Origin of the sequence: Floccifex sp., assembly GCF_051873555.1 — a bacterium.
Taxonomy (GTDB): domain Bacteria; phylum Bacillota_I; class Bacilli_A; order Erysipelotrichales; family Erysipelotrichaceae; genus Floccifex.
The window spans coordinates 1-23,512 of the sequence record NZ_JBJEEY010000006.1 but is presented as its reverse complement, the minus strand read 5'-3'; the positions used below and the strand labels follow the sequence as shown (position 1 = coordinate 23,512).

Below are 23,512 nucleotides of genomic sequence, written 5' to 3'. Positions count from 1 at the left end.
CTTTTGCACATCCTAATACCGAACACATTGTAATCATTGTTGCTTTCATTTGTTTGAGAGTTGAAACAAAGACGGTTTTGAAATCTTGCAAAGAAGCACCTTGAATTTTTCCTCCTATAAAAGCAGAAATAAAAATCCAGATGCCTGGTGTATTAATCCAGGAAAATGTTAATGTATTTGGATTGTCTCCACAATAGAATTGTACTGAAGAAGCAAAACGAGCCAGACTTTGATTAATTGGCGTCACTAATTTTGATGTCAATAATAAGAAAAAGAAAATACAAATAAATGGTGACCACGCTTTTACACAGTCTTTTACAACCAATGGCTTATTTTGTGCTTGCTGCATTTCATATTCTGGATTTGATTTTACTTTAGATCCTAACAAAATTGTCACAAATAAAGAACAAACACTACCCACTACAACAGCTAATTCCGCTCCAACGAAATTGGCAATAATTAAAGTTGGAATAAAGAAACTGATTCCAGATGCCAATGTTAAAGGTAAAACACCTTTTAAAGCTTTGAATCCTTTTCCAGTTGCCATCACAATCAATATTGGACACAACAAAATAAAAGGAGCCAATTGAATTGCGGTATAAAAAGATAAGGTTGTATTTTCCAATCCAACTAAACCAGCTAATGTAACAGTTGGAATTCCAATGGAACCAAATGGAGTAGGGACACCATTGGCAATCAAACAAACCAGACAAGAAAAAATTGGATCAAATCCCATTGCATATAGCATTCCAGCAGGAATCGCAATAGCCGTTCCAAATCCAGCCATTCCTTCCATAAATCCACCAAAACACCAAGCTAAAATCAGGACAAGAATTCGTTTGTCATTGGTTACAGAACTCAGCATCTGTTTAATAACTTCCATAGCTCCTGTTTTCAGTGTCAGGTTATACGTAAACATGGCAGCAATAATAACAAGAATAATAGGCCAGGCAGCATTGGCAAATCCTTCTATAGTTGCTGTTAATACATTCATAGCCGGCAATCTCCAAACCAGCATAGCTAAAACAATCGCAACAATTAAAGATCCCATTGCAGCTTTATATGTCGGCATTTTTAGAACGATAAGGGCAATAATCAACCAGATAATGGGAAGAAGCCCTAATACAAAATACATAAACTCCATGATATCTCTCCTTTATCGTTCAAATTATATCAAATTTCTATGTATGAATTAGAAAAAATATGATTTTTTTCGTAAAAGAATTGGAATTTCATATAAATTGATGTAAGATAGTGGTACAAAGTAGCATTTTGTGTGGAATAGTGGGGGGTGAAACACATGTTCATGGGCGAATACGAACACAATATCGATCGTAAGGGGCGATTGATTATGCCAGCAAAGTTTCGTGAAGAGCTCGGTGAACGTGTTGTTGTCAATCGTGGATTGGATGGATGCTTGAATGTATATACCATGAGTGAATGGGAAAAAGTATATGCAAGATTATCGTCTTTACCTTCCACAAAAAAAGATGCACGTATGTATCAGCGTATGATGTTATCAAAAGCTTCGGAGTGTGAAATGGATGGTCAGGGAAGAATTTTAATTCCATCGTCTTTAATTTCCCTGGCAGCATTAGAAAAGGAATGTCTGATTATTGGGGTTGCCGATCATATTGAAATCTGGTCAAAAGCTCGTTGGCAGCAATTAGAAGAAGAACAAGACGGATTGTTTGAAGAAGTAGCCGAAAATATTTCAGATTTATTTGGTTAATATGAAACATATTAGTGTTTTATTACATGAAACCATTGATATGTTAAATATTAAAGATGATGGATTGTATGTGGATTGCACACTTGGCAGAGGGGGCCACAGTAGTGAAATCCTGAAACAATGTACAAAAGGACATTTATACGCAATTGACTGTGATGCACAAGCAATTCAGGAAAGCAGTGAACGATTGAAACAAGTCGGAACGAATTTTACTTGTATACATGATTCATTTCAGAATCTAGGTTCTATACTCGATTCAATGGGGGTTGAAGCCGTGGATGGAATTTTATTGGATTTAGGTGTTTCGTCGCCACAATTCGATGATGAAAAAAGGGGTTTTAGTTATCGAATGGATGCAAGACTGGATATGCGAATGAATCAGGAACAGCAATTAGATGCCTGGATGGTTATCAATTCCTATTCGAAAGAAGAATTAAGTCATATTTTTAAAGAATATGGAGAAGAACCATTTGCGTATAAAATCGCATGTCAAATTGAAAAAGTTCGAAAAGAAAAACCAATTGATTCAACACTTCAATTAGTGGATGTCATTAAACAGGCTTTGCCTGAAAAAGTCCTTCGAAAAAAAGGACATCCTGCTAAAAAAGTATTTCAGGCCATTCGAATTGAAGTCAATCACGAACTGGATCAATTATCAATTGTTTTAAAAGAGGGGTTAAAGCGATTGAAACCAAATGGACGCTTAGTAGTGATTACATTTCATTCTTTAGAAGATCGAATTGTAAAACAAATATTTAAAGAAGTAGCGGTTCCAAAAAAAGTTGACAAGCGTTTACCAGAGTTAAGGATAGAAAAATTAGATTATCAATTAATAAATAGAAAACCGGTAGTGGCAACAAATGAAGAGCTAATCGATAATAATAGAGCACATAGTGCTAAGCTCAGGGGAATAGAAAGGATAGGATCGGAATGCGAAAAAATGTGAAAAATAATAATAAAAAAAGAAAGTTAAGAAAAGATATCTGGGTTATTGGTCTTTTCGCGTTATCGTTTCTATTTTTTACAGGGACAAGAGTTGGTCTCAAGTCTTATAATATTACTTTACAAATGAAGGAACAAGAACTGGCTTCACAAGTGAATGTCAAGCAAGAAGCCGTCAGTGAATTGGAAACAGAGGTCAATAACCTGCAAAATAAAACTCGTTTATTAGGAATGCTTGACAGTTCGGTCAAAGACAATCAAAATAATATCTATATTATGGAAACAAAATAGATAGGACAAACAAGATGGGTATCAAGCAAACGAACAAGCGACTATATCATATTATACAAATTATGTTTTTAGTTGGAACATTAGTGGTTGCTAATGTTCTTTTTACCATGATTACAAAGACACATATCTGGTCAGGAGAAAGTGCATTAAATCCACAAATTGCTTCCAGTATCGTGAATACGACGATTAAAGGAAAAAGAGGAACAATTTATGATCGTAACTACAATGTCATTGCCCAGGAAGTGACAGCATATACTATTGTTGCGATTTTACCGAACAAAGATGAAGACGGAAATATCAATGGACCATATGATGAAAATGGGAAAGCAGCTTATGTGGATGACACAGCCAAAACAGCCAGAGCCTTGTCTAAGGTATTAGAAAATACAAAACGAACAACTCTGCAATTTATTTTAGACAATGCCATTGAAAAAGGCTTGACACAAACAGAATTGGGAACAGGAACCAAACGAATTTCAAAAGAAGTAAAAGAAGAAATTGAAAAATTAGATTTACAAGGCATTGTTTTTATAGACGATGTATCACGCAGTTATCCTGTTTCTCCTTATTCCAGTAATTTGATTGGATTTGCCAGCTATGACGAAGAAAGTCAAACAATTGTAGGAAAAATCGGCTTAGAACAAAGTTTAAACGATGTTTTGAGTGGGAAAGATGGTAAGGTGCAATATCAGCAAACGGTAACGGGCTCTGTTCTTCCAGGAACAACAACTGTCTATCAGGAAGCTGAAAATGGTGATAATGTTGTTTTAACATTAGATTCGAATTTACAGGAAACAGTTGAAAGTATCATGAAAGATACAATGGAACAAAACAATGCGATAAAAGCGTGGTGTTGTGTAATGGAAGTTGAAACAGGTGAAATATTAGCCTGGGCTTCGTATCCAACTTTTGATCAGAACAATCCAACAGAAATTCCAAGCTATACAGACAATGTCAGTGAAATGACATTTGAACCGGGATCTGTTATGAAAGCTTTTACGTATGCAACAGCTATTGATACAGGCGTTTTTCCTGAAAATACAACATATCGAGCTGGAGAATACAATTATACATATGATGCTTCTACAGGAAAAATTACGCGTACAACACATGAAGTAGAAGGCTTTCCAACGATTCGTGATGCATTAGGTCATGACTATGGAACCATTACATTTGAACAAGGATTGGCTTATTCATCAAATATTGCGATTTGTGAATTATTAGCTAATTATGTCAATTACTCCGATTTTGAATCGTATTTAAAAGCCTTTGGATTTTTCCAGGCAACAGATATTCCTTATGTCAATGAAAGCATTGGATGGGAAAGTATGGACAATGTCATTGATTATTTATCCACTGGATTTGGACAAGCAAGTTCTGTTACTGTATTGCAGCTCATGCAAGCCTATAGCGCCATTTTTAACGATGGAAAAATGGTTCGTCCATATGTTGTAAAACAAATTGAAGATGGTGATAATGGAGAGGTATTAGAAAAATATTCCACTGAAATTACTGGAACACCGATTTCAGAAGAAACAGCCAGTAAAATGAAAGACCTCATGAAAAATGTATTATCAGAAGGTGCTAGTGGAGAACGATTTGCCATTGATGGGGTAGACATGATTGCTAAGACTGGAACAGGTGAATATTATGATGAAGAAACAGGGAAATATAGTACATCTATTTATTCTTCCAGTGTCATGGCCGCAGCTCCTTATGACGACCCTAAAATTATGGTATATTGGGGTATGTTAGGTCCAAATTATGTCAATTATTCTGCCAGTTATTTTCAATCCATTATGCAGGCGGCACTTATTGCTGAAGGCATAAGTGGAGGCGATACCGAAAAGAAAGACGATACCAGTGAATCCTGGAATTCTTATACAATGCCTTTGTTAAAAAATCATACAGATAGTTATGTAAAAAATAAATTAGAAAGCATTCAGGTTCCTTGTGTATACATTGGAGATGGAAGCCATATTGTGAATCAATATCCTGAAAGTGGAACATTGGTGACAAGTAATGATCATATTTTCATCTTAACAGATGGACAAAATATCACAATGCCAGATATGAGTGGATGGACGTATAAAGATGTTAAAGTCTTCTGTGATTTAGTGGGAATTTCTTATTCTAGTTCTGGACAGGGAAAGGTCAGTGAACAAAGCGTTGCGGTTGGAGAAACCATTGATTCAAAAACAAAAATAGTCGTAAAACTTGAGTAATTTTCTATAAATAGTACAATATTTGTGTTATTTTATGATATTATAAATAAGTAAAAAAAGGAGACGTCAAATGAGCAAGAAAAAAGTATATGCATCATTAGAAATCGCAGATCAAGAAGTTCGTTTAGTCGTTCTTGAAGTATTTGATGGAAGATATAATGTGTTAAGAACGGAAAAAGCTTCTTGCACAGGCATCCAGAATCAAAAAGTTGTGGATGAAGCCAGTGTTGTAAAATCCATTCGTGAAGTTACAACCAATGCGCAAGCAGCTTTGGGATACCGTATTGAAAGAGTGTTATTGGCCATTCCAAGTGTGAATGTACAAAGAAACAATCAAAGAGTTCATATACAAATTGAAGATGGGACACATACCATTCGTTTGTTCCATATTCAACAAGGATACAATAAAGCCATACAAAGAAAAGCAAGCGATGAAGTGGAATTTGTGAATTTAAATCGTATTCTATATACAGTAAATGATACAGAAACAAAAAAAATTCCATTACAGGAATCTTGTGAAGATTTCTATATGAATGTCGATTTATTGTATGCCGATAAAGAAACCATTTATTCATATGCAAAATGTGTCGAACAAGCAAATCTTGAAATTCTTGATTTATGTTTAGATACATATGCGATTTCTCAACAGACAGCTTGTTTGGAAATGAGCTATGATCGCATGATGATTCAATTGGATTTAGAAGCCGATCATTGTACTTTGAGTGTTTTCTCTAAAGGACGCTTAATGAACACAGCGACTTTGGAAAAAGGATTCAATTGGTTTACATCAGATTTGAAAGAAAAATATCATTTAAGTGATGAAGTTTGTTATCGATTGCTTCAAAATTTATTCTATAGCGATGAAACAAAAGCAAAAGATATTATTATATATATTGGACAAAATGATTTAGACCGCGTCGAAATCACAGAAAAAGAATTGGCGGAATCTTGTATGCCTAAAATTCGTCAATGGATTGCCCAAATTAATGAAACATGTGCGCCTATTGTAAAACAATCCAAATCGCGTTATATTTTAACGGGACAAGGATCGAATATTGTTGTATTCAAGGATCTGGAAAAATCATTTAATGCTGAAGCTATGGTTTATCAGGAATCTTGTATGGGAGCTCGTGATGGAAGTTATGTATGTTCTTTGGGAATGATTTATGCCTGGCAAGAAGCCAACAAAATTCGAAGTATTGATAAAATCAGTCCCAATAACAATGAATTAGAAGCAAGCATTGATGCCATTAATCAACAAACAAGAAAAGGTGAAGGAAACTTCACACAAAAACTAAAAAATGTAATTTTAACAGAAAGGAAATAGGGAATCAATATGACAGAATTTAATCAAGTTGCGAATATTAAAGTCATTGGAGTTGGTGGAGGAGGATCCAACGCCGTGAATCGAATGGTTGCTGCAGGCGTAAAAGGAGTAGACTTTTACATTGCCAATACGGATGTACAAGTCATGAAAAACTCACCATGCCAAAATAAAATTATATTAGGAAAAGACACGACAAAAGGATTAGGAGCTGGTGGCAATCCAGAATATGGACGTAAAGCCGCAGAAGAAAGCGAAACAGAAATTCGTGAAGCCATTAAAGGAGCCGATATGGTTTTCATCACTGCTGGAATGGGTGGTGGAACAGGAACAGGTGCTGCTCCACTTATTGCTAAAATTTCACGTGAAGAAGGGGCTTTAACTATTGGTGTTGTAACTCGTCCTTTCACTTTTGAAGGAAGAAGACGTGCGAATAATGCCAAAGAAGGAATTGAAGAATTAAAGAAATATGTGGATTCATATATTATTGTTTCTAATGATAATTTATTAGAAGTCATTGGACGTAAACCAATCGAAGAAGCCTTCCAGGCAGCTGATAATGTATTACGCCAAGGTGTTCAAACAATTTCGGATTTAATTGCAGTACCAGCATTGGTTAACTTAGACTTTGCAGATGTTCGTTCTGTAATGGCTAATCAGGGACGTGCTTTAATAGGTATTGGAATGGCAGAAGGAGAAGACAAAGCCGTTTCTGCTGCGGAAAAAGCCATTCAATCGCCTTTACTGGAATCTCAAATCCATGGAGCTCAATCCGCTATTATCAATATCACAGGTGGGGATAAAGTAAGTTTATTTGATGCCCAAAATGCAGTGGCTGTTATCCAAGATGCAGCTGGTGGAGAAATTGATTGTATTTTCGGTATTGCAATCAATGAACAATTAGGCGATGCCATTATTGTCACTGTTATTGCGACTGGGTTTGAAGAAACAAAACAAATTAAAAAAAGAGCAGATGCAGCTTCTTTAAGTACAAAACAAGCTATTCAGCCTAAAGCTGCTTCATCAACTGGTGTTGTCACAAGTGTTGAAGAAATCAACCAGGACGATGAAATTCCAAATTTCTTCTTTAACCGTTAATACCAGGCCCCTTTTGGGGCTTTTTTTATTACATAAAAATATACGAAAATTACATGAAATGAGGTATAATAATTTCATTATCAGGGGAATAGAAAATGAATAAATATCAAATTGTAAAAATTATTATCTCTATTTTATTAATCACATTTGTATTAACTCAATTCAAACAACCAGGCACATCTAATGTCCCTTTTGAAGAGGTTTCACAAAAAACAATTGAAAAAATAGACATGACAGAGCTTGTACAACAAGATAATTTAGCCATTAAACGATTTTTGTCATTAAATCCAGAGAGCTATGAAGCTATTGTTTACTACAAAAATGCCGATCCAATGAAAGCACAGGAATTTGTATTGGTTAAATTTTCAGATACTTCACAAGCTGTGGATTTTAAATTGATGATGGAACAACGAATTGAAAACCAGAAAAATGTATTTGATGGCTATATTGAAGAACAATCACAATTATTAAAAAAAGCAACTATTGATGTACGAGGGAACTATGCTTTTTATTGTGTATCTGAAAATTGTATGGAAGTCGATCAAAGCTTTAAAAATTCATTATAGGGGGGTGAACAAAGATGACATTTAATAACGTTTTTTTCATTTTTTTATTTTTACCTGTTTCGTTATTTCTTCATTTTATTTGTAAACCCAAACTATTGAATCAAATTGTTTTAGTTATATTATCGATTCTGTTTTATTCCTGGTTAAATCCAAGTACAGCTATTTTATTGATTTTATATATTTTATTCAATTATTTTACAGCCTTGGAAATGGATTCAAGTAATGGCAAACAAAGGAAAATTGCTTTTATTTTTGCCATAGCTCTTCAAATATTAATTTTATTTTTATATAAATATTTAAATTTATTTTTTCCATCTCTTCAACTGGAATTAAAAGTACCCGTAGGATTATCTTTCTTTACATTTAGTTGTATATCCTACTTAGCTGATGTTTATACAAATAAAGTTGAAGTCCAGAAAAATTTAATTTCACTGGCATTGTATATTTCATTTTTTGGAAAGATTTCTATGGGTCCCATTGTTCCATATCATAAAATGGAAGAACAATTAAATTATCATCCATTTCAAATGGATTTATTCTGCAATGGAATTAAACTATTTTGTATTGGATTAATCAAAAAAGTTATTTTAGCTGATTCATTGTCTTTGTTGCATTTCAATCTGACTTCCAGCCAAAGTGTACTGGGAGCCTGGTTATTTGCACTGAGTTATATGCTTCAAATTTATTTTGATTTTAGTGGATATTCCGATATGGCCATTGGAATTGGAAATTTATTTGGATTTCAATTTGATGCCAACTTTAATCATCCATATAATGCCACTTCCATCCAGGACTTCTGGAGACGCTGGCATATTTCATTGTCACAATGGTTTCGTGATTATGTTTATATTCCGTTAGGAGGAAGTCGTACTACCACTATTAAAATTGTTCGCAATATTTTAGTTGTATGGCTATTAACTGGAATTTGGCATGGATCCAATTGGACTTTTATTATATGGGGCTTATATTTTGGAATTTTATTATTGATTGAGCGCTTTTTTTTGAAGGATATATTAGAAAAATGTCCAAAAATTATAAGAAGAATCTATACTTTGTTTTTAGTATTGATCAGCTGGATTTTCTTTATGTCAGAAAATTTAACAAGTGCATTGATTTGTATTGGACACTTATTTGGGCTTAATGCTTCTTTAGTAGATACGACTTCTTTATTTTATTTGAGAGGAAACTTTTTATTGCTGGTTGTTAGTATATTATTATCGTTTCCTTTATATACAAAATTGGAACAAAAAATATTATCTTCATTTAAACAAAAAGGAAGCATGTGTCTGACTATTGTATATGTGATTCTGTTTTTGATTGCAATCGCATATGTGATTTCAAACACATTCCAGTCTTTCTTATATTTTGCGTTTTAGAAAGGATGGGTTTATGGAAAAGTATAAACAAATATTATCACGGTATCTTACTTTATTCTTTGTACCCATCGTGGTTATCACTTTAATTGTTAATTTAGTAGTACCGGATAAAGATAAATCATCGGTAGAAAATCGATCTCTACAACAATTTCCTTCTTTTACTTCTTCTGCAGTTTTGGATGGAACCTATGAAAAAGATCTAGAAAACTGGTTTTCGGATCAGTTTGTGTTTCGAAATACTTTTATACATTTGAAATATATTTTAAATAAATTAAGTGGAAACAATAAAATTGATGATGTTTATCTGGCAAAGGGACGATTGATTGAAGAAAGTGCACAAGTAAATACACAACAATTAAATAATAATTTAGATGCCATCAATGCTTTTAAAGAAATGTATCCAGAATTAAATATGACTTTTCTTCTGGTTCCTAATGCCATCAGTATTCAACAAGACTATTTACCAGCTTATGCTGCTTCTTCTTTGCAAGATGAACAAATGGATCAGATTTTTTCGCGTGTGTCTTCTTTACATACTATAGATTTACGAAATACATTAAAAGAACATGCCGATGAATATTTATATTATAAAACCGATCATCACTGGACAAGTCTAGGTGCTTTTTATACGTTTCAGCAAATGGCTAAGGAATTAAACTTAGGCGATGTGAAACAATCGGATTATACAATTTATCCTGTGACAATGAATTTTAAAGGAACACTTGCCAATCGTACAGGATGCATTGGATTAAAAGATGAAATTGATATCTATGTACCAAAAAATAATAGTGACTATGTGTATACCAATACATCAACTTCAACAAAATCTCGTTCCATGTATTCATTGGAAGGATTAAAAAGCGATGATCCGTATACGGTTTTCTTAAATGGAAATGCAGGCTATGCAAAATTGGAAATGGATAACGATTCTTCTTCTCGTTTATTGATTTTTAAGGATTCATATGCCAATGCCCTGATTCCTTTTTTGATTCCATATTATCGAACAATTACTATTGTGGATCCACGTTATTATTTTGATGACATTCATAAAATTATAAAAAGCGAATGTATTACCGATGTTTTGTATTGTTACAATTCTAATACATTTGTACAAGATACATCTTTAAAAGATGTATTGTCTATTCAGTGAAAGGAGTCGCTATGAAAAAAAGAAATAAGATGATTCTTTTTCTATTGATATTGATTGTATTTGTGAGTGGCATATATTTTATTTTTTTCAATTCAGATAAAACAGAAAAAGGAATAGCATATTTAGAAAAACAAGAACAATTAAAAGTGGAAGATATTCAATCCACTCTTCAAAAGAAAAAACAAGCTGAAAGAAAACAAGCCATTGAAAATGGAGAACTCGATGTCTTTAGCTTGATTGATGACTATGTATTCTATGGAGATTCTCGTGTTATGGGATATAGTGCATTTGGACTTTTGGATTCCAATCGAGTTTTTGCGGCAAGCGGAAATTCGTTAAATAATATACCAGACTGGGATAGTCAGTTACAAAGTTTAAATCCATCCTATGTCTTCATTAGTTATGGAGTGAATGATATGGGACTTAATTTAGATGGTATAGAAGGTGGATATGATGGATTGGCTAAGACACAGATGAATCATATACTGGATATTGTTCCTAATGCGAAAATATATCTTTGTTCTATTATTCCTTGTTCGCCTGAAGCCTTGAATAAAAATCCAGAATGGGGAAATGTTTCAAATTATAATGCTAAACTAGAAAAAGCATGTTCTGCGATTGAATCTTGTACATATGTGGATGTGACTGGATTGGCAGATGGTGGAAATGCACCAATTTATTCAGGGGATGGCATTCATTTAACGTCTTCTTTTTATTCGACTTGGTTAAATGCTATAGTGGATGCAATGGATAATTAATTGGAATTATTGGTTATAAATTAGATAGAATTGTAAAAGTTTTGATAAAATTATGGTATGAAAAAGCTAGTGCGTCAAATGGTTCGATTTGGGGTTGTTGGTATTGTTTCATTTCTTTTAGATTGTTTATTAATGATTGTTTTTAAAGAAATGATGCATATGAATATATTGATGGCAACTACAATCAGCTATACCATTTCAGTTATATTTAATTATAAAGTCAGTACAATGTATGTCTTTGCGGTAGATGAATCAAGAGGAAAGAAAAAAATATTTTTTACTTTTTCTTTTTTATCAATTATTGCTTTGATTCTTAATGAAATTTTGATGTTTGGTTTTGCTGGTATTTTATTGATTAATTATATTATTGCCAAAATATTGGCAACTATGAATGTAACAATTTTTAATTTTATAACACGTAAAATGTTTATAGAAGCTAGAAGTCGAATGGCTTACTAGCTTTTTCTTTTGTTTATTAGACAATTTATTGTGTTTTATGATACGATAGTAAAGATTGAAGGCAGGTATTTATATGGCAAAAAGAAGAAATAAACGTAAAGCGGGTATCTTTATTCGTTTATTATCATTAATTTTTTCATTGATCTTGATATTATTCACAATTGGTTTAGTCATTCAAATCATTCGTTTGAATGTATTACCTATTTTTTATGTGATTCCTATTTCTGTCATTCTCATTTCATTACCTTTGTTATTAATCATTTTATTGTTTTTTAAAGCAAGAAGAGGATTTTCCCATTTTATATTAACTCTTTGTATTTTAGTGATTTCCATTGTTTTTGGAATTGGAAATTATTATGTTTTTGAAACCAATAAAGCGTTTAAAACCATCACGGACTTAACAACAAAAATATCCAACACAATGTCTGTTCGTGTATTGAATGGAAGAATGGGATCTAAGGAAGAATTAGAAGGATGTCGTCTTGGTTATTTTTCAGGAATGAATCAAGAAGATTTAAATTTAATTATTGATGAAATTGGAAATATTGATTATGCAACAAAATCATATGACGATTTATTTGAAATGGTTGAAGATTTATATGATGGAAACATTGATGGTATTTTATTTAATGAATCCTATAGTGGGATTATTACTGCAGATGAAACTTATTGTCTATTTATGAACCAAACCAATTCCATTGCCAGTGTTTCATATTATACAGAAAATGAAAATCAGAAACAAGATTCATTGGATGATGTTGATGTTTCAAAAGAACCTTTTACAGTTTTGATTAGTGGAAACGACAGCTATGGAGCCTTTAATGAAAATTCAAGAAGTGATATGAATATGCTGGTTACAGTCAATCCAAAAACAGCAACAGTTTTAATGACAAGTATTCCAAGAGATTTTTACATTCCAATTGCTGAATTTACAGACGGCTATAGTGATACAGAATTAGAAGATAAATTAACGCATTCTGGTTTATACGGTATTTCTACTACCGAAAAAACACTGGAAAATTTATTACAGACAGACATTAATTATTATGTTCGTGTTAACTTTTCATCGGTTGTGAATTTAGTCGACGCTCTAGGAGGCATTGATGTGTATGTAGAAGACGGATTGGCTGTAGATGCCTTTTATGCAGATACATCTTTAGGTGGAGTTGAAGAAGGATGGAATCACTTAAATGGTGCCAGAGCCTTAGCTTTTTCACGCGAAAGACATGCCTATGAATATGGAGACAACCAGCGTGTCAAAAATCAGCAAATTGTATTAGAAGCTATTATTTCTTCTTTGACAAAACCATCCATGTTATTGAATTATCCAGACTTTGTCAGTGCCTTAGCCGGGGCTTTTGAAACCAATATGCCAACTCAATCTATGTCTAATTTATTAAAATTTGAATTTGGTAATTTACCAAAATGGAAATTTGAAAGCTATTCTCTTAGTGGTTATGGAGACAGCTGTTTCTGTCCAAGTTTAGGCGGATATGCGGATGTAGTAATTCCAGATGAATCATCTGTATTAACAGGAATTGCTAAAATTGAAGCAGTCAAACAGGGAAATTCTTCACAGGGAATTGAAAGGAGTGCTGATTAGGTATGAAAAAAAAGAAAAATGGAATTGTATTTCGTATTTTCTCAATTTTATTATCATTATTTTTAATCGCATTTATCGCATTTTTGATTTTTCAAATCATTAAAATGAATGTACTCCCAACAACGTTGTTAATTCCTGTATCTATTTGTATAGGATTGGTAGCTTTGATTTTTATTATTTTATTAAATTTTTTTACCAATCACTGGTATTCAAAATTTTTGATTTCTTTGGTTGTTTTAGCATTGGTTGTAATTACGGGCATTGGAAATTTTTATGTTTATAAAACAACACATATGATTTCAAATGTAACAAGTAATGAAGGAAAAGTTAAAAATGTGGTTTCTATTATATCTTTAAATTCATCAAATATTCATGAAATAACAGATTTAAAGGCATCAAATACAGTGGGTACTTTAAAATCAATTGATACCTATGGAACGAAAAAAAGCATATCAGATTTATGTAAAGAACTAGAAGTGGAAAGTAAAAGTGATCTTCCATTCAAATTTGAAACCATGAACAGTGTACAAGAAGCCGTGAATTCTTTATATAATGAAGAAGTAGATGCTATTATTTTAAATGAAACATATCGAACAAATGTTAAAGAGATAGAAACTTTTGCGGATTTTGATTCAGAAACAAATGTCATATTTCAAACAACTTATTATACAGAATCCAAAAACGAAGCATTAGCAGTTTCTGACATTACAACAGAACCATTTAACATTTTGATTTCAGGAAATGATACTTATGGAGATGTAGGCGAATTATCAAGAAGTGATGTTAATATGGTAGTAACTGTTAATCCATTAACATCCACTGTTTTATTGACCAGTGTGCCAAGAGATACTTATATGGCAACGTATTGTGATGCTACAGAAACATGTGTAAATGGAGCTATGGACAAAATTACGCATACTGGTATTTATGGCTTAAATACAACACAAAGAACAATTGAAAACTTTTTAGACATTGAAATCAATTATACATTTAGAGCCAATTTTTCCAGTGTTATTGATATAGTTGATGCTTTAGGAGGCATTGATGTTTATGTGGAAGAAGGCATGGCTGTTTCTACTTTCTATGCCGATCATACATTGGAAGGCGTTGTTGAAGGATGGAATCATTTAGATGGACAACGAGCACTGGCTTTTGCCAGAGAACGACATGCATATTTAGATGGAGACAATCAGCGTGTTCGTAATCAGCAGCAAGTTTTAAAAGCCATTTTTGATAAAGCAACTTCAACAGAAATTCTTTCTAAATATGCATCTTTATTGGATGCATTAAGCAAAGCATTTGAAACCAATTTAACAACATCTGAAATTACCGATTTAATTAAATTCCAGATTCAGGCAATGCCAGAATGGAAATTTGAAAGCTATCAAATTACGGGGTATGGTGATATGCTGAATTGTGCAGCCTTGGGTTCTGAAGCATCGGTAACAGTTCCATATGAAGAATCTATTCGCATTGCCCAAGAAAAAATAGATGCTGTATTAGAAGGAAAGTCATCTGAAACAGTCGAAGACACATTAAATGCGACTGAATCCGAAGGGGCTTTAAGTTCCGAAGAAATTAATGCACAGGTGCAAGCAGATTTATATGCTTATGGATATGGATATTATGACTATAATACCTATGTTCCAGAACAATAAATAAGGATTTGTTCCTTACAATATGCTATAAGGAATACTATCGTATTCCTTTTTTAAAAGGAGAAAAACATGGCAAGTTTAACTCAAAAAACAATGCATGTCTTAAAGACTGAAGGTCTAAACGGTGTTATGAAACATACAAGGCGTTTTCTCAATCAGAAAAAGGAAGCAAAAAAGAAATTAGATGCGACAAAAGATATATTATTTATAAATGGCTGTGATCCTCAATTGTTACCACATCCAGTTCGTTATCGCATAACACATCAAAGAGAACAACTCATGTTGCAGGGATATACAACAGATGAAATATTTTATAAAGCTATTTCACAACATCTTGTTTATCAATATCGTGCATTTGTGATTTTTCGTTGTGTTTATACAAAAGAATTAGATCAATTTATTCAAATCGCAAAAAAACTCAATAAAACCGTTTTTTATGATATAGATGATTTAGTCATTGATACGTGTTATACAAATCAAATTGAATATGTTAAAACCATGGATAATAAAGAACAATATGATTTAGATGTTCAAAAAATGGGACAGTTATTGTCTATGTGTGATGCAGCTATTACCACAACAAATCGACTACAAAAAGAATTGTCTCATTATATTCAGCCTGTTATTATCAACCGAAATGTAGCTTCTATTGAAATGGTCCAATTGTCACAGGCAGTAAAAAAAGAAGAACATCAAGATATTCGTATTGGATATTTTAGTGGAAGTATTACACATAATGAAGATTTTCAAATGATTTATCCAGTATTAAAAGAAATCCTAGATCAATACTCCAATGTTACACTACATGTTTGTGGAGAATTAGAAGTAAATGATCCTCAAATTGTTGTACATCCATTTATGGATTATAGAAAATTACCGCAGTGCATGGCTCAAATGGATATTAACTTAGCGCCATTAAAAAATTCAATATTCAATGAAGCTAAATCTGAAATAAAATGGATTGAAGCTTCTTTAGTCAAGGTATGCACAATTGCTTCTGATATAGGCGCTTTTCAACAAATTCAAAATGAAAAAACTGGTTTATTATGTCATTCATTAGAAGATTGGAAAACCAATTTAATTCGTTGCATTGAATCTAAAACATTAAGAGAAACGTTGGCGAATCAAGCTTATGAATATTGTTTAAAATACTGTACAACGATGTATTCTTCTTCTCATTTTGTTCATCAAATACAATCTATATTACATCCAAATATTTGTTTTGCGATGCCTAAAGTACAAATCAGTGGAGGAATCATGGTTGCTTTAAAACATATGTCTATACTGCAGGAAGCTGGATATGATGTTTCGATTTTATCTTTATATGATACAGATGAATATACAACATATGAAGGATATATATTTCCAATTCTTTCATTGGATGAAAATAAAATAAATTTTCATATAGATCAGGCCATTGCCACAATGTGGGTAACTATTGATGAATTAGAAAAAATACAAGGCATTCAGGAAAAAAAATATTTAGTACAGAACTATGAAACGGATTTTTATTCTTTTAAAGATCCTTTAAAAATCAAAGCCCAGAAAAGCTACAATCCAAGAAGTCATTATTCTTTCTTAACAATTTCAAAATGGTGTCAAAACTGGTTGAAAAATGATTTTTATAAAGAAGCAAAATATGCGCCCAATGGAATTGAAAGCAATCGCTTTTATCCAGCAAAAAGAGATTGGAACGGAAAAATTCGTATTTTAATTGAAGGGGATTGTCAAGCTGAACATAAAAATGTAGATGAAAGCTTTGAAATTGTAAAACATTTAAATCCAGAACACTTTGAAATATGGTATATGTCTTATAATGCAAGACCAAAAGAATGGTATCGCGTTGATAAATTCTTGCATCAAATTCCATTTGAACAAGTTGCCGATATTTATCGTCAATGTCATATTTTAATTAAAACAAGTGTACTGGAAAGTTTTTCGTATCCTCCATTGGAAATGATGGCTACAGGTGGATTGGTTTTAGCTTTAGCAAATGAAGGAAACGTTGAATATTTAAAGCATAACGAAAATTGTTTGTTTTACGAAAAAGGAAACATTCAAGAGGCGCTTTCTTGTATAGAACAGATGATAAATAATGAAAATCTTCGTTTGTCTTTAATTGAAAAGGGAATACAAACAGCTAAGAATCGAGATTGGAATACAATTCAAGATCAAGTCTTGAATTTATACAGGTAAAAGTATATGAAATTTTTTTGTGTTTTAGTCATTTATAATAAAAATGTGAAAGATTCTATTTCGTACTCCTTTTTAAAAAATCAATATGTTATTGTTTGTGACAACAGTGAAATGGATTATAAAAATAAAGAAATTGTACAAGCCAATGGACATATATATTTGTCAATGAAAGGAAATAAAGGATTGTCTTATGCTTATAATCGTGCCTTGGATTATATTCAATCCATGTATCCAGAAATGACTGGACGTCTTTGTTTGTTTGATGATGATACAATCCTTTCAAATGATTATTTTAAAAAAATGGAAGAATCACATGCGGATATTTGTCTTCCTATTGTTAAAGATCAAGACACTTTATTATCGCCTTCTATGTTTAAAAACGGAAAAAGTATTCGCTTAAAGTCTTTAAATCAATTAGATGTTTCCTATATTTCAGGAATCAATAGTGGCATGTGCATTAATTTATCTTTGTTTCAATCGTATCGATATAATGAAAATTTATTTTTGGATTATGTGGATCATTATTTTCTATATACAATGAAAGACAAATCCATTGAAGTAGTGAATACAACTTTGCAACAATCATTCAGTGCAACAACAAATTCAAAAGAAAGTGATCGCATTCGGTTTCAGATTTTTAAAAAAGACACGAAAGTATTTTATAAATTGATTCATAAAAACTATAGGAAAACACTTTATAAGCGTATGTTGCGTTTATGGATCAAATATCGGGATGTTTCTATGTTCAAGGAGAAAATATGAGAAAAACAATTTCAGTGGCAATGGCTTGTTGCAATGGAGAAAAATATATCCAGCAGCAAATTGATTCTATATTAAAACAATTAAAAGAAAACGATGAAATTGTGATTTCTATAGATCCAAGTCAAGACAAAACAAAAGAAATTATAGAATCCTTTTGTGATGTAAGAATTCATTGTATAGATGGACCCGGGAAAGGATTGATCAAAAATTTTGAAAATGCGATTATGCATACCAAAAATGAAATTATTTTTTTAAGTGATCAAGATGATATATGGTTAAAGGGAAAAGCTGATTTGTGTTTCTATTTAGATGGTCCATATCAAGTTTTATTACATGATTGCTCTATTGTTGATGAACAATTAAAGGTTTTACAACCTTCTTATATGGAAGTTCATAAAAGCAAAAAAGGATTGATTCATAATTTAATTCGTAATTCATATATTGGCTGCTGTATGGCTTTTACAAGTGATTTAAAAGAGAAAATATTACCGTTTCCAAATATTCCTATGCACGATCAATATATTGGCTGTATAGGGGAAAAATATGGACAAACAAAATGGATTCATCAATGTTATTTATTATATCGAAGACATGGAAACAATGCATCTAATTTACATTCTTCTTCGTTTCATCAGCAAATTCAATGGCGCTTACAAATGATTCGTGCTCTTAAATGTGATAAAATATAAAAAAAGGAAAGAGGAGTCCATATGACGCAATTATTCACAAATGATGTTATTTTATCTTGGCTTCAATACTATGCCAAGAATACAGACATTGACTTAGAAAAAGTAAAAATAATAGACATCACGCGAAAAAATAAGAATGTCATTCCAACAGTTGAATCTCATCGCGCTGTTTTAGTTTTCACAGAAGCAGGAAACGAAGATATTTTTTATAAAATGTGGCAAGTTGGATTGGGACATTGTGATGTTTATTACAACGAAGGAAGCAATCCAACAGGTGAAATTAAAAAAGATAAGTTAGAAGACATGATCAATCGAGGTATTAATGCTTCTGCAGGTATGTTGATTGTGAATGAAAAAGCACGAAATACATATAAAATAGGAATGGACAATACAAGCTTTTTACGAGGATCGATTCGATATGTAGGAAGTGAAATTCGTTCTGTTATTTTAAATAAAATGCATGTTTCCAGACAAGACGATATTTGTATTATTTCAGGAGAAAGCATCGCCATTGAAGCTGCTATTATAGCTATTGAAGGAACCATTGTTGCGGTTGAATATAAAAAAGAAGATCGAAAAACAATGGAAGAAAATATTGAACACTTTGGTTTACATAATATAGAAGTTGTAGACTGTGTGAATGAAGAAACAATGAAAGATTTACCAGTTCCTTCTACAGTATTTTTAGTGGCATCGGCTTCTATGGAACAGGAATTAGATTATTTAACTCGATTAAATCCTAATATTAATGTAGTTGTTTATACATTAGATTTTAGTGTAGCAGGTACAATTTCAAAAATCTTTGAAAAATATTCAATATTAGATACAGAAATTATTCAAATTGCAGTTTCTAAATTAAATAATAAAAATTCTTTTGTACAGGAACCTGCACCATGGATTATTTCCGGTAAAGCCAATCGAAAATAAAAAACAGCAATTGCTAAGCAGTTGCTGTTTATTTATAAATGGTGGACTCTTAGGGATTCGAACCCTAGACCCACTGATTAAGAGTCAGTTGCTCTGCCAACTGAGCTAAGAGTCCATTTTTACTTGCCTATGTATTTTAACACAGAGACCCATAGAATGCAACTGAAATATTCTAAAAAAAGTCTTTACAACAAGTTCAATACATGATAGTATATACAAGCAAGAAATGGAAAGATAGAAGCACCCCTTCTCACCTGATGTTTTTTGAAACATGGGTCAATGCCAATTCAATGAGCAAGTAGTTTTTCGGGTGCATTCTGTGTGCCCGTTTTTTTATGAGAAAGTAGGTGTCGGATATCAATAATAGAAGAGTTGCCCCAAACAATGTGAATGATGATTTATTTAATGAGAAAATTCCTTTTAAAGAAGTAATGGTAATCAATTCAGATGGTACACAAATGGGCGTTATGTCAAAGAAACAAGCATTAGAGCTTGCTTATAATCAAAATTTAGATTTATTATGTGTTGCTGCGAAAGCAAAACCACCGGTTTGTAAGGTGTTGGATTATGGAAAATATCATTTCCAACAACAGAAAAAGGAAAAAGAAGCGAAGAAAAAACAACATGTTGTGGAAATTAAATCACTTCGTTTATCGCCAATCATCGATACGCATGACTTCGAAACAAAGTTAAAACATGCGAAAAATTGGATTGAATCGGGCATGAAAGTAAAGATTGATATGCGATTCCGTGGTCGTATGATGACTCGCCAGGAAGTTGGTCGAGAAATCATGAACAACTTTATTCAAGAAATGGCAGAAATTGCTGTTGTTGAAAAAAAACCTTCATTAGAAGGAAATACGATGTCAACCGTGTTGGCACCTAAAAAGAAATAACAAGGAGGGAACTACTATGCCTAAAATGAAAAGTCACAGAGGATTAGCTAAGCGTGTTAAAAAGACTGGTTCTGGGAAATTAAAAAGATCACATGCTTATACATCACACCGTTTCCATGGGAAAACTAAAAAACAAAGACGTCATTTAGCAAAACCTTCAACGGTACATGCTACTGACTACAAACGTATCAAAGATATGTTAGTAAAGTAAGAAAATAGGAGGAAAACAAAATGGCTAGAGTTAAAGGTGGAACTGTTTCTCGTGCTAGAAGAAAACGCGTTTTGAAATTAGCTAAGGGATACTTTGGTTCTAAACACACATTATATAAAACAGCAAACGAACAAGTAATGCATTCATTTAAATATGCTTACAACGATCGTCGTAAATTAAAAGGAAACATGCGTAAATTGTGGATTGCACGTATTAATGCAGCCGCTCGTATGAATGATTTATCTTATTCTCGTTTAATGCATGGATTAAAATTGGCTAACATTGATATTAACCGTAAAATGTTATCTGAAATGGCTATTCATGATGCAAGTAGCTTCTCTAAATTATGTGATGAAGCAAAAGCAGCTTTAAATGCTTAATTAAGGAATCGATTGATTCCTTTTTTTTTCTTTCAATGTTATAATGAAATGGTTAATTTAGGAGAACAATATGAAATTAGAACAATATGCCAAATTACTTGTTTATTCAGGATTAAATGTACAAGAAAACCAGATGGTTGTTGTAGAAGCCCCTATAGAAGCCTTTCAACTCGTTCGCTATGTAACACAGTACGCATTTGAAAGAAAAGCCAAAGACGTGATTGTACGCTATAGCGATGAAATAGTTAATCATATGCGATTTTTCAATCGAGATATAGAAGCCTGGTCACATTATTCACAAGCCGATGCTTTATTTTATAATCAAAGTGCAAAAGACAATGCTTGTTACTTATATTTAATAGGGGATGACCCTGAATTGATGAAAGACATAGATGCCAAAAAAATCGCAGCGTATTCTAAAGCCAAAAACGAAGCCACAAAAGAATACCGTGATGGACGCATGTTTATGAAAAATGCGTGGTGTATTGCAGCTGTTGCCACTGAAAAATGGGCACAAAAAGTATATCCAGACGATGAAAATGCATTGCAAAAATTATGGAATGCCATTTTTTCGATTTGTCGATTGGAAGGGGATCCTATACAAAATATGGAAAACCATAAAAACTCTTTTATTCACAAAATGAATATCATTAATTCATTGAATATCAAAACTCTACACTATAAAAATCAAATTGGAACCGATTTTACGATTTCATTACCCGAACATTATATCTTTATGGGAGGAGGTTCCACTTTATTAAATGGAAACTATTATTTTCCAAATATTCCAACAGAAGAACTATTTACAAGTCCAGATCGATTAAGTGCCAATGGAACATTAGTGGCATCGTATCCACTTTGCTACAACGGAAGCTTAATTGAAGATTTTGTGTTGAAATTTAAAGATGGAAAAGTGGTTGATTTTGATGCTAAAAAAGGAAAAGACGTATTAGAAAGTATAATAAATATTGATGAAAATGCATCGTATTTAGGAGAAGTGGCTTTAGTTCCATATGAATCTCCTATATCACAGACAAAAACTATTTTCTATGAAACACTTTTTGATGAAAACGCCGCTTGTCATTTTGCGTTGGGTTCTTCTTTTGCGGAATGCATTCAAGATGGTCTGAAAAAGAATACAGAAGAATTGATGAAAATGGGATTAAATGATTCGTTGACGCATGTTGATTTTATGATAGGAACAAAGGACTTATCAATCAAAGCAATTTGTAGAGATGGAAAAGAAGTATCTATATTTGAAAACGGAAATTTTTCATCTATATTTGAGGAGGATTGAAAATGGAACAAAAAAAACGCCGCATATTAAAACGAAGTCAGAAAGAAACAATTTCACAAGATGATATTGCACCAGCTATGTTAGAAAAACATCCAGACTTAGTTGAACCCGATTCACAAGTGTATGTAGTTGACGTACCTCAAATGGAAGAAGAAGTCAAAGAAGTGCCTCAATATGAAACTATTGAAGATAGTGAAGAAGATTTTGAAGATGCGGATATTTTCTATGAAAAGAAAAGCTTTTTTGTGACTGAATATGAAAAAGTTGAGTCATATTTAGAGTCTAAGTCACAAATGGGTTATCACTACATTAAAAATACAGGGAAAAAATATTATTTTAAAGAAGGAAAACCTGAAAATTATTATTATAGTCTTGTTTATTTTGTTTATGATCCAAAACCAGAAATGTGGAAACAATGGGAAAGTGAAGGATGGAAATTAATTTATCAATTACCTGGAAAGAAGCACCATGAAGCTGGCTGGTTTATTTTAAGAAATGAATTAGGATTTGGTGAATATAAGAAAACAATTGAAAACGATTTAGAAAAATTCAATTTATTTAAGAAACAAGCCAATTCCTATCGTTCTACTATGTTTTTATGTTTTATCGTCATGGCCATTTGTGCCATCACAATCTTTGTTACATTAAAAATTAATGGATTCTTAGAATCCATGGTTTCTAGTGCCATTATCCTGATTATTGCACTGATTTTGTTTATTGTATATGCCTATCATTTAGTGATATGTAAAAAAGCAGTGAAAAAACTAAAAACACGGTTACGTTTAAAAGAAAAAGAAGAATTTATTCGATCACAAAATGAACCGGATTATTCTCAGACGCAGCAAGAATTAGATACGGACTGGAATACTATTGAACAAGTACCACCAAAAGAAAACAAAAAAAGAAGACGCAAAAAATAGGGGCTGTAACGAGTAAATAACCCTAAAATAAAAAAAATTGCGCTAATCATAG

General features: G+C 32.3%; 23 protein-coding genes and 1 tRNA gene. 22 read left to right on the top strand and 2 right to left on the bottom strand.

Going from position 1 to position 23,512, the window contains the following annotated elements; all coding sequences use genetic code 11:
• The coding region (locus ACI32A_RS00555) for an L-lactate permease (RefSeq protein WP_439753071.1) at nucleotides 1–1,144 on the bottom strand (1,144 nt) is incomplete at its 3' end.
• A 156-nt stretch (nucleotides 1,145–1,300) separates the two neighbouring features.
• On the opposite strand from ACI32A_RS00555, the gene mraZ reads away from it, so the two are divergent.
• The 17 genes from mraZ to ACI32A_RS00470 all read left to right on the top strand — a co-directional run bounded on the left by mraZ (nucleotide 1,301) and on the right by ACI32A_RS00470 (nucleotide 19,756).
• Nucleotides 1,301–1,732, top strand: a complete 432-nt coding sequence (mraZ, locus tag ACI32A_RS00550; protein WP_439753070.1) for a division/cell wall cluster transcriptional repressor MraZ — start codon at nucleotides 1,301–1,303, stop codon at nucleotides 1,730–1,732.
• A gap of 1 nt (nucleotide 1,733) precedes the next feature.
• Complete coding sequence (gene rsmH, locus ACI32A_RS00545) at nucleotides 1,734–2,678, top strand: 16S rRNA (cytosine(1402)-N(4))-methyltransferase RsmH (protein ID WP_439753069.1); 945 nt, start codon at nucleotides 1,734–1,736, stop codon at nucleotides 2,676–2,678.
• A complete protein-coding gene (locus tag ACI32A_RS00540; RefSeq protein WP_439753068.1) occupies nucleotides 2,663–2,965 on the top strand; it encodes a cell division protein FtsL in 303 nt (100 codons plus the stop codon). Before rsmH ends, ACI32A_RS00540 begins: the two co-directional genes overlap by 16 nt.
• Nucleotides 2,966–3,027: 62 nt before the next feature.
• Nucleotides 3,028–5,190 (top strand): penicillin-binding transpeptidase domain-containing protein, encoded by a 2,163-nt coding sequence (locus tag ACI32A_RS00535; RefSeq protein ID WP_439753067.1) that lies wholly within the window; start codon nucleotides 3,028–3,030, stop codon nucleotides 5,188–5,190.
• Nucleotides 5,191–5,260: 70 nt separating this feature from the next.
• Nucleotides 5,261–6,517, top strand: coding sequence for a hypothetical protein (locus ACI32A_RS00530; protein ID WP_439753066.1), 1,257 nt, complete (start codon nucleotides 5,261–5,263; stop codon nucleotides 6,515–6,517).
• A gap of 9 nt (nucleotides 6,518–6,526) precedes the next feature.
• Nucleotides 6,527–7,612, top strand: coding sequence for a cell division protein FtsZ (gene ftsZ / locus ACI32A_RS00525; RefSeq protein ID WP_439753065.1), 1,086 nt, complete (start codon nucleotides 6,527–6,529; stop codon nucleotides 7,610–7,612).
• A gap of 95 nt (nucleotides 7,613–7,707) precedes the next feature.
• Nucleotides 7,708–8,178, top strand: a complete 471-nt coding sequence (locus tag ACI32A_RS00520; RefSeq protein ID WP_439753064.1) for a DUF4358 domain-containing protein — start codon at nucleotides 7,708–7,710, stop codon at nucleotides 8,176–8,178.
• 14 nt (nucleotides 8,179–8,192) lie between these two features.
• Entirely contained in the window at nucleotides 8,193–9,554 is a 1,362-nt protein-coding gene (locus tag ACI32A_RS00515) for an MBOAT family O-acyltransferase (RefSeq protein ID WP_439753063.1), read from the top strand.
• Nucleotides 9,555–9,567: 13 nt separating this feature from the next.
• Complete coding sequence (locus ACI32A_RS00510) at nucleotides 9,568–10,704, top strand: DHHW family protein (RefSeq protein WP_439753062.1); 1,137 nt, start codon at nucleotides 9,568–9,570, stop codon at nucleotides 10,702–10,704.
• 11 nt (nucleotides 10,705–10,715) lie between these two features.
• Entirely contained in the window at nucleotides 10,716–11,462 is a 747-nt protein-coding gene (locus ACI32A_RS00505; protein WP_439753061.1) for an SGNH/GDSL hydrolase family protein, read from the top strand.
• 57 nt (nucleotides 11,463–11,519) lie between these two features.
• Nucleotides 11,520–11,921: a GtrA family protein gene (locus ACI32A_RS00500; protein WP_439753060.1), complete on the top strand. Its 402-nt coding sequence runs from the start codon at nucleotides 11,520–11,522 to the stop codon at nucleotides 11,919–11,921.
• A 73-nt stretch (nucleotides 11,922–11,994) separates the two neighbouring features.
• A complete protein-coding gene (locus tag ACI32A_RS00495; protein WP_439753059.1) occupies nucleotides 11,995–13,524 on the top strand; it encodes an LCP family protein in 1,530 nt (509 codons plus the stop codon).
• A gap of 2 nt (nucleotides 13,525–13,526) precedes the next feature.
• Nucleotides 13,527–15,182 carry an LCP family glycopolymer transferase gene (locus tag ACI32A_RS00490; protein WP_439753058.1) on the top strand — a complete coding sequence of 552 codons (1,656 nt, stop codon included), beginning with the start codon at nucleotides 13,527–13,529 and terminating at the stop codon, nucleotides 15,180–15,182.
• A 69-nt stretch (nucleotides 15,183–15,251) separates the two neighbouring features.
• Entirely contained in the window at nucleotides 15,252–17,378 is a 2,127-nt protein-coding gene (locus ACI32A_RS00485) for a glycosyltransferase (protein ID WP_439753057.1), read from the top strand.
• A gap of 45 nt (nucleotides 17,379–17,423) precedes the next feature.
• Nucleotides 17,424–18,140 carry a glycosyltransferase gene (locus ACI32A_RS00480; protein WP_439753056.1) on the top strand — a complete coding sequence of 239 codons (717 nt, stop codon included), beginning with the start codon at nucleotides 17,424–17,426 and terminating at the stop codon, nucleotides 18,138–18,140.
• Nucleotides 18,137–18,829, top strand: a complete 693-nt coding sequence (locus ACI32A_RS00475) for a glycosyltransferase (protein ID WP_439753055.1) — start codon at nucleotides 18,137–18,139, stop codon at nucleotides 18,827–18,829. The genes ACI32A_RS00480 and ACI32A_RS00475 overlap by 4 nt, the downstream gene beginning before the upstream one ends.
• Nucleotides 18,830–18,850: 21 nt before the next feature.
• Complete coding sequence (locus ACI32A_RS00470; RefSeq protein WP_439753054.1) at nucleotides 18,851–19,756, top strand: hypothetical protein; 906 nt, start codon at nucleotides 18,851–18,853, stop codon at nucleotides 19,754–19,756.
• Nucleotides 19,757–19,795: 39 nt separating this feature from the next.
• On the opposite strand, the gene ACI32A_RS00465 is transcribed toward ACI32A_RS00470, so the two are convergent.
• A tRNA-Lys gene (locus ACI32A_RS00465) sits at nucleotides 19,796–19,871 on the bottom strand.
• A gap of 232 nt (nucleotides 19,872–20,103) precedes the next feature.
• On the opposite strand from ACI32A_RS00465, the gene infC reads away from it, so the two are divergent.
• The 5 genes from infC to ACI32A_RS00440 all read left to right on the top strand — a co-directional run bounded on the left by infC (nucleotide 20,104) and on the right by ACI32A_RS00440 (nucleotide 23,460).
• Nucleotides 20,104–20,652 carry a translation initiation factor IF-3 gene (infC, locus tag ACI32A_RS00460; RefSeq protein ID WP_439753053.1) on the top strand — a complete coding sequence of 183 codons (549 nt, stop codon included), beginning with the start codon at nucleotides 20,104–20,106 and terminating at the stop codon, nucleotides 20,650–20,652.
• A 16-nt stretch (nucleotides 20,653–20,668) separates the two neighbouring features.
• On the top strand, nucleotides 20,669–20,863 hold the full coding sequence (gene rpmI / locus ACI32A_RS00455) for a 50S ribosomal protein L35 (RefSeq protein WP_154459806.1): 195 nt from the start codon (nucleotides 20,669–20,671) through the stop codon (nucleotides 20,861–20,863).
• Nucleotides 20,864–20,883: 20 nt separating this feature from the next.
• A complete protein-coding gene (gene rplT, locus ACI32A_RS00450) occupies nucleotides 20,884–21,243 on the top strand; it encodes a 50S ribosomal protein L20 (protein ID WP_439753052.1) in 360 nt (119 codons plus the stop codon).
• Between the two features lie 70 nt (nucleotides 21,244–21,313).
• Entirely contained in the window at nucleotides 21,314–22,540 is a 1,227-nt protein-coding gene (locus ACI32A_RS00445) for an aminopeptidase (RefSeq protein ID WP_439753051.1), read from the top strand.
• Between the two features lie 2 nt (nucleotides 22,541–22,542).
• The gene (locus ACI32A_RS00440; RefSeq protein WP_439753050.1) at nucleotides 22,543–23,460 is read left to right on the top strand and encodes a DUF2812 domain-containing protein; all 918 of its coding nucleotides are present in this window, start codon (nucleotides 22,543–22,545) and stop codon (nucleotides 23,458–23,460) included.
• Nucleotides 23,461–23,512 lie beyond the last annotated feature (52 nt).

Excerpts from the sequence above, each read along its gene's own strand:
- mraZ (WP_439753070.1), top strand. The coding sequence starts at position 1,301 with ATGTTCATGGGCGAATACGAACACAATATCGATCGTAAGGGGCGATTG.
- rsmH (WP_439753069.1), top strand. The coding sequence starts at position 1,734 with ATGAAACATATTAGTGTTTTATTACATGAAACCATTGATATGTTAAAT.
- ACI32A_RS00540 (WP_439753068.1), top strand. The coding sequence starts at position 2,663 with ATGCGAAAAAATGTGAAAAATAATAATAAAAAAAGAAAGTTAAGAAAA.
- ACI32A_RS00535 (WP_439753067.1), top strand. The coding sequence starts at position 3,028 with ATGTTTTTAGTTGGAACATTAGTGGTTGCTAATGTTCTTTTTACCATG.
- ACI32A_RS00530 (WP_439753066.1), top strand. The coding sequence starts at position 5,261 with ATGAGCAAGAAAAAAGTATATGCATCATTAGAAATCGCAGATCAAGAA.
- ftsZ (WP_439753065.1), top strand. The coding sequence starts at position 6,527 with ATGACAGAATTTAATCAAGTTGCGAATATTAAAGTCATTGGAGTTGGT.
- ACI32A_RS00520 (WP_439753064.1), top strand. The coding sequence starts at position 7,708 with ATGAATAAATATCAAATTGTAAAAATTATTATCTCTATTTTATTAATC.
- ACI32A_RS00515 (WP_439753063.1), top strand. The coding sequence starts at position 8,193 with ATGACATTTAATAACGTTTTTTTCATTTTTTTATTTTTACCTGTTTCG.
- ACI32A_RS00510 (WP_439753062.1), top strand. The coding sequence starts at position 9,568 with ATGGAAAAGTATAAACAAATATTATCACGGTATCTTACTTTATTCTTT.
- ACI32A_RS00505 (WP_439753061.1), top strand. The coding sequence starts at position 10,716 with ATGAAAAAAAGAAATAAGATGATTCTTTTTCTATTGATATTGATTGTA.
- ACI32A_RS00500 (WP_439753060.1), top strand. The coding sequence starts at position 11,520 with ATGAAAAAGCTAGTGCGTCAAATGGTTCGATTTGGGGTTGTTGGTATT.
- ACI32A_RS00495 (WP_439753059.1), top strand. The coding sequence starts at position 11,995 with ATGGCAAAAAGAAGAAATAAACGTAAAGCGGGTATCTTTATTCGTTTA.
- ACI32A_RS00490 (WP_439753058.1), top strand. The coding sequence starts at position 13,527 with ATGAAAAAAAAGAAAAATGGAATTGTATTTCGTATTTTCTCAATTTTA.
- ACI32A_RS00485 (WP_439753057.1), top strand. The coding sequence starts at position 15,252 with ATGGCAAGTTTAACTCAAAAAACAATGCATGTCTTAAAGACTGAAGGT.
- ACI32A_RS00475 (WP_439753055.1), top strand. The coding sequence starts at position 18,137 with ATGAGAAAAACAATTTCAGTGGCAATGGCTTGTTGCAATGGAGAAAAA.
- ACI32A_RS00470 (WP_439753054.1), top strand. The coding sequence starts at position 18,851 with ATGACGCAATTATTCACAAATGATGTTATTTTATCTTGGCTTCAATAC.
- rpmI (WP_154459806.1), top strand. The coding sequence starts at position 20,669 with ATGCCTAAAATGAAAAGTCACAGAGGATTAGCTAAGCGTGTTAAAAAG.
- rplT (WP_439753052.1), top strand. The coding sequence starts at position 20,884 with ATGGCTAGAGTTAAAGGTGGAACTGTTTCTCGTGCTAGAAGAAAACGC.
- ACI32A_RS00445 (WP_439753051.1), top strand. The coding sequence starts at position 21,314 with ATGAAATTAGAACAATATGCCAAATTACTTGTTTATTCAGGATTAAAT.
- ACI32A_RS00440 (WP_439753050.1), top strand. The coding sequence starts at position 22,543 with ATGGAACAAAAAAAACGCCGCATATTAAAACGAAGTCAGAAAGAAACA.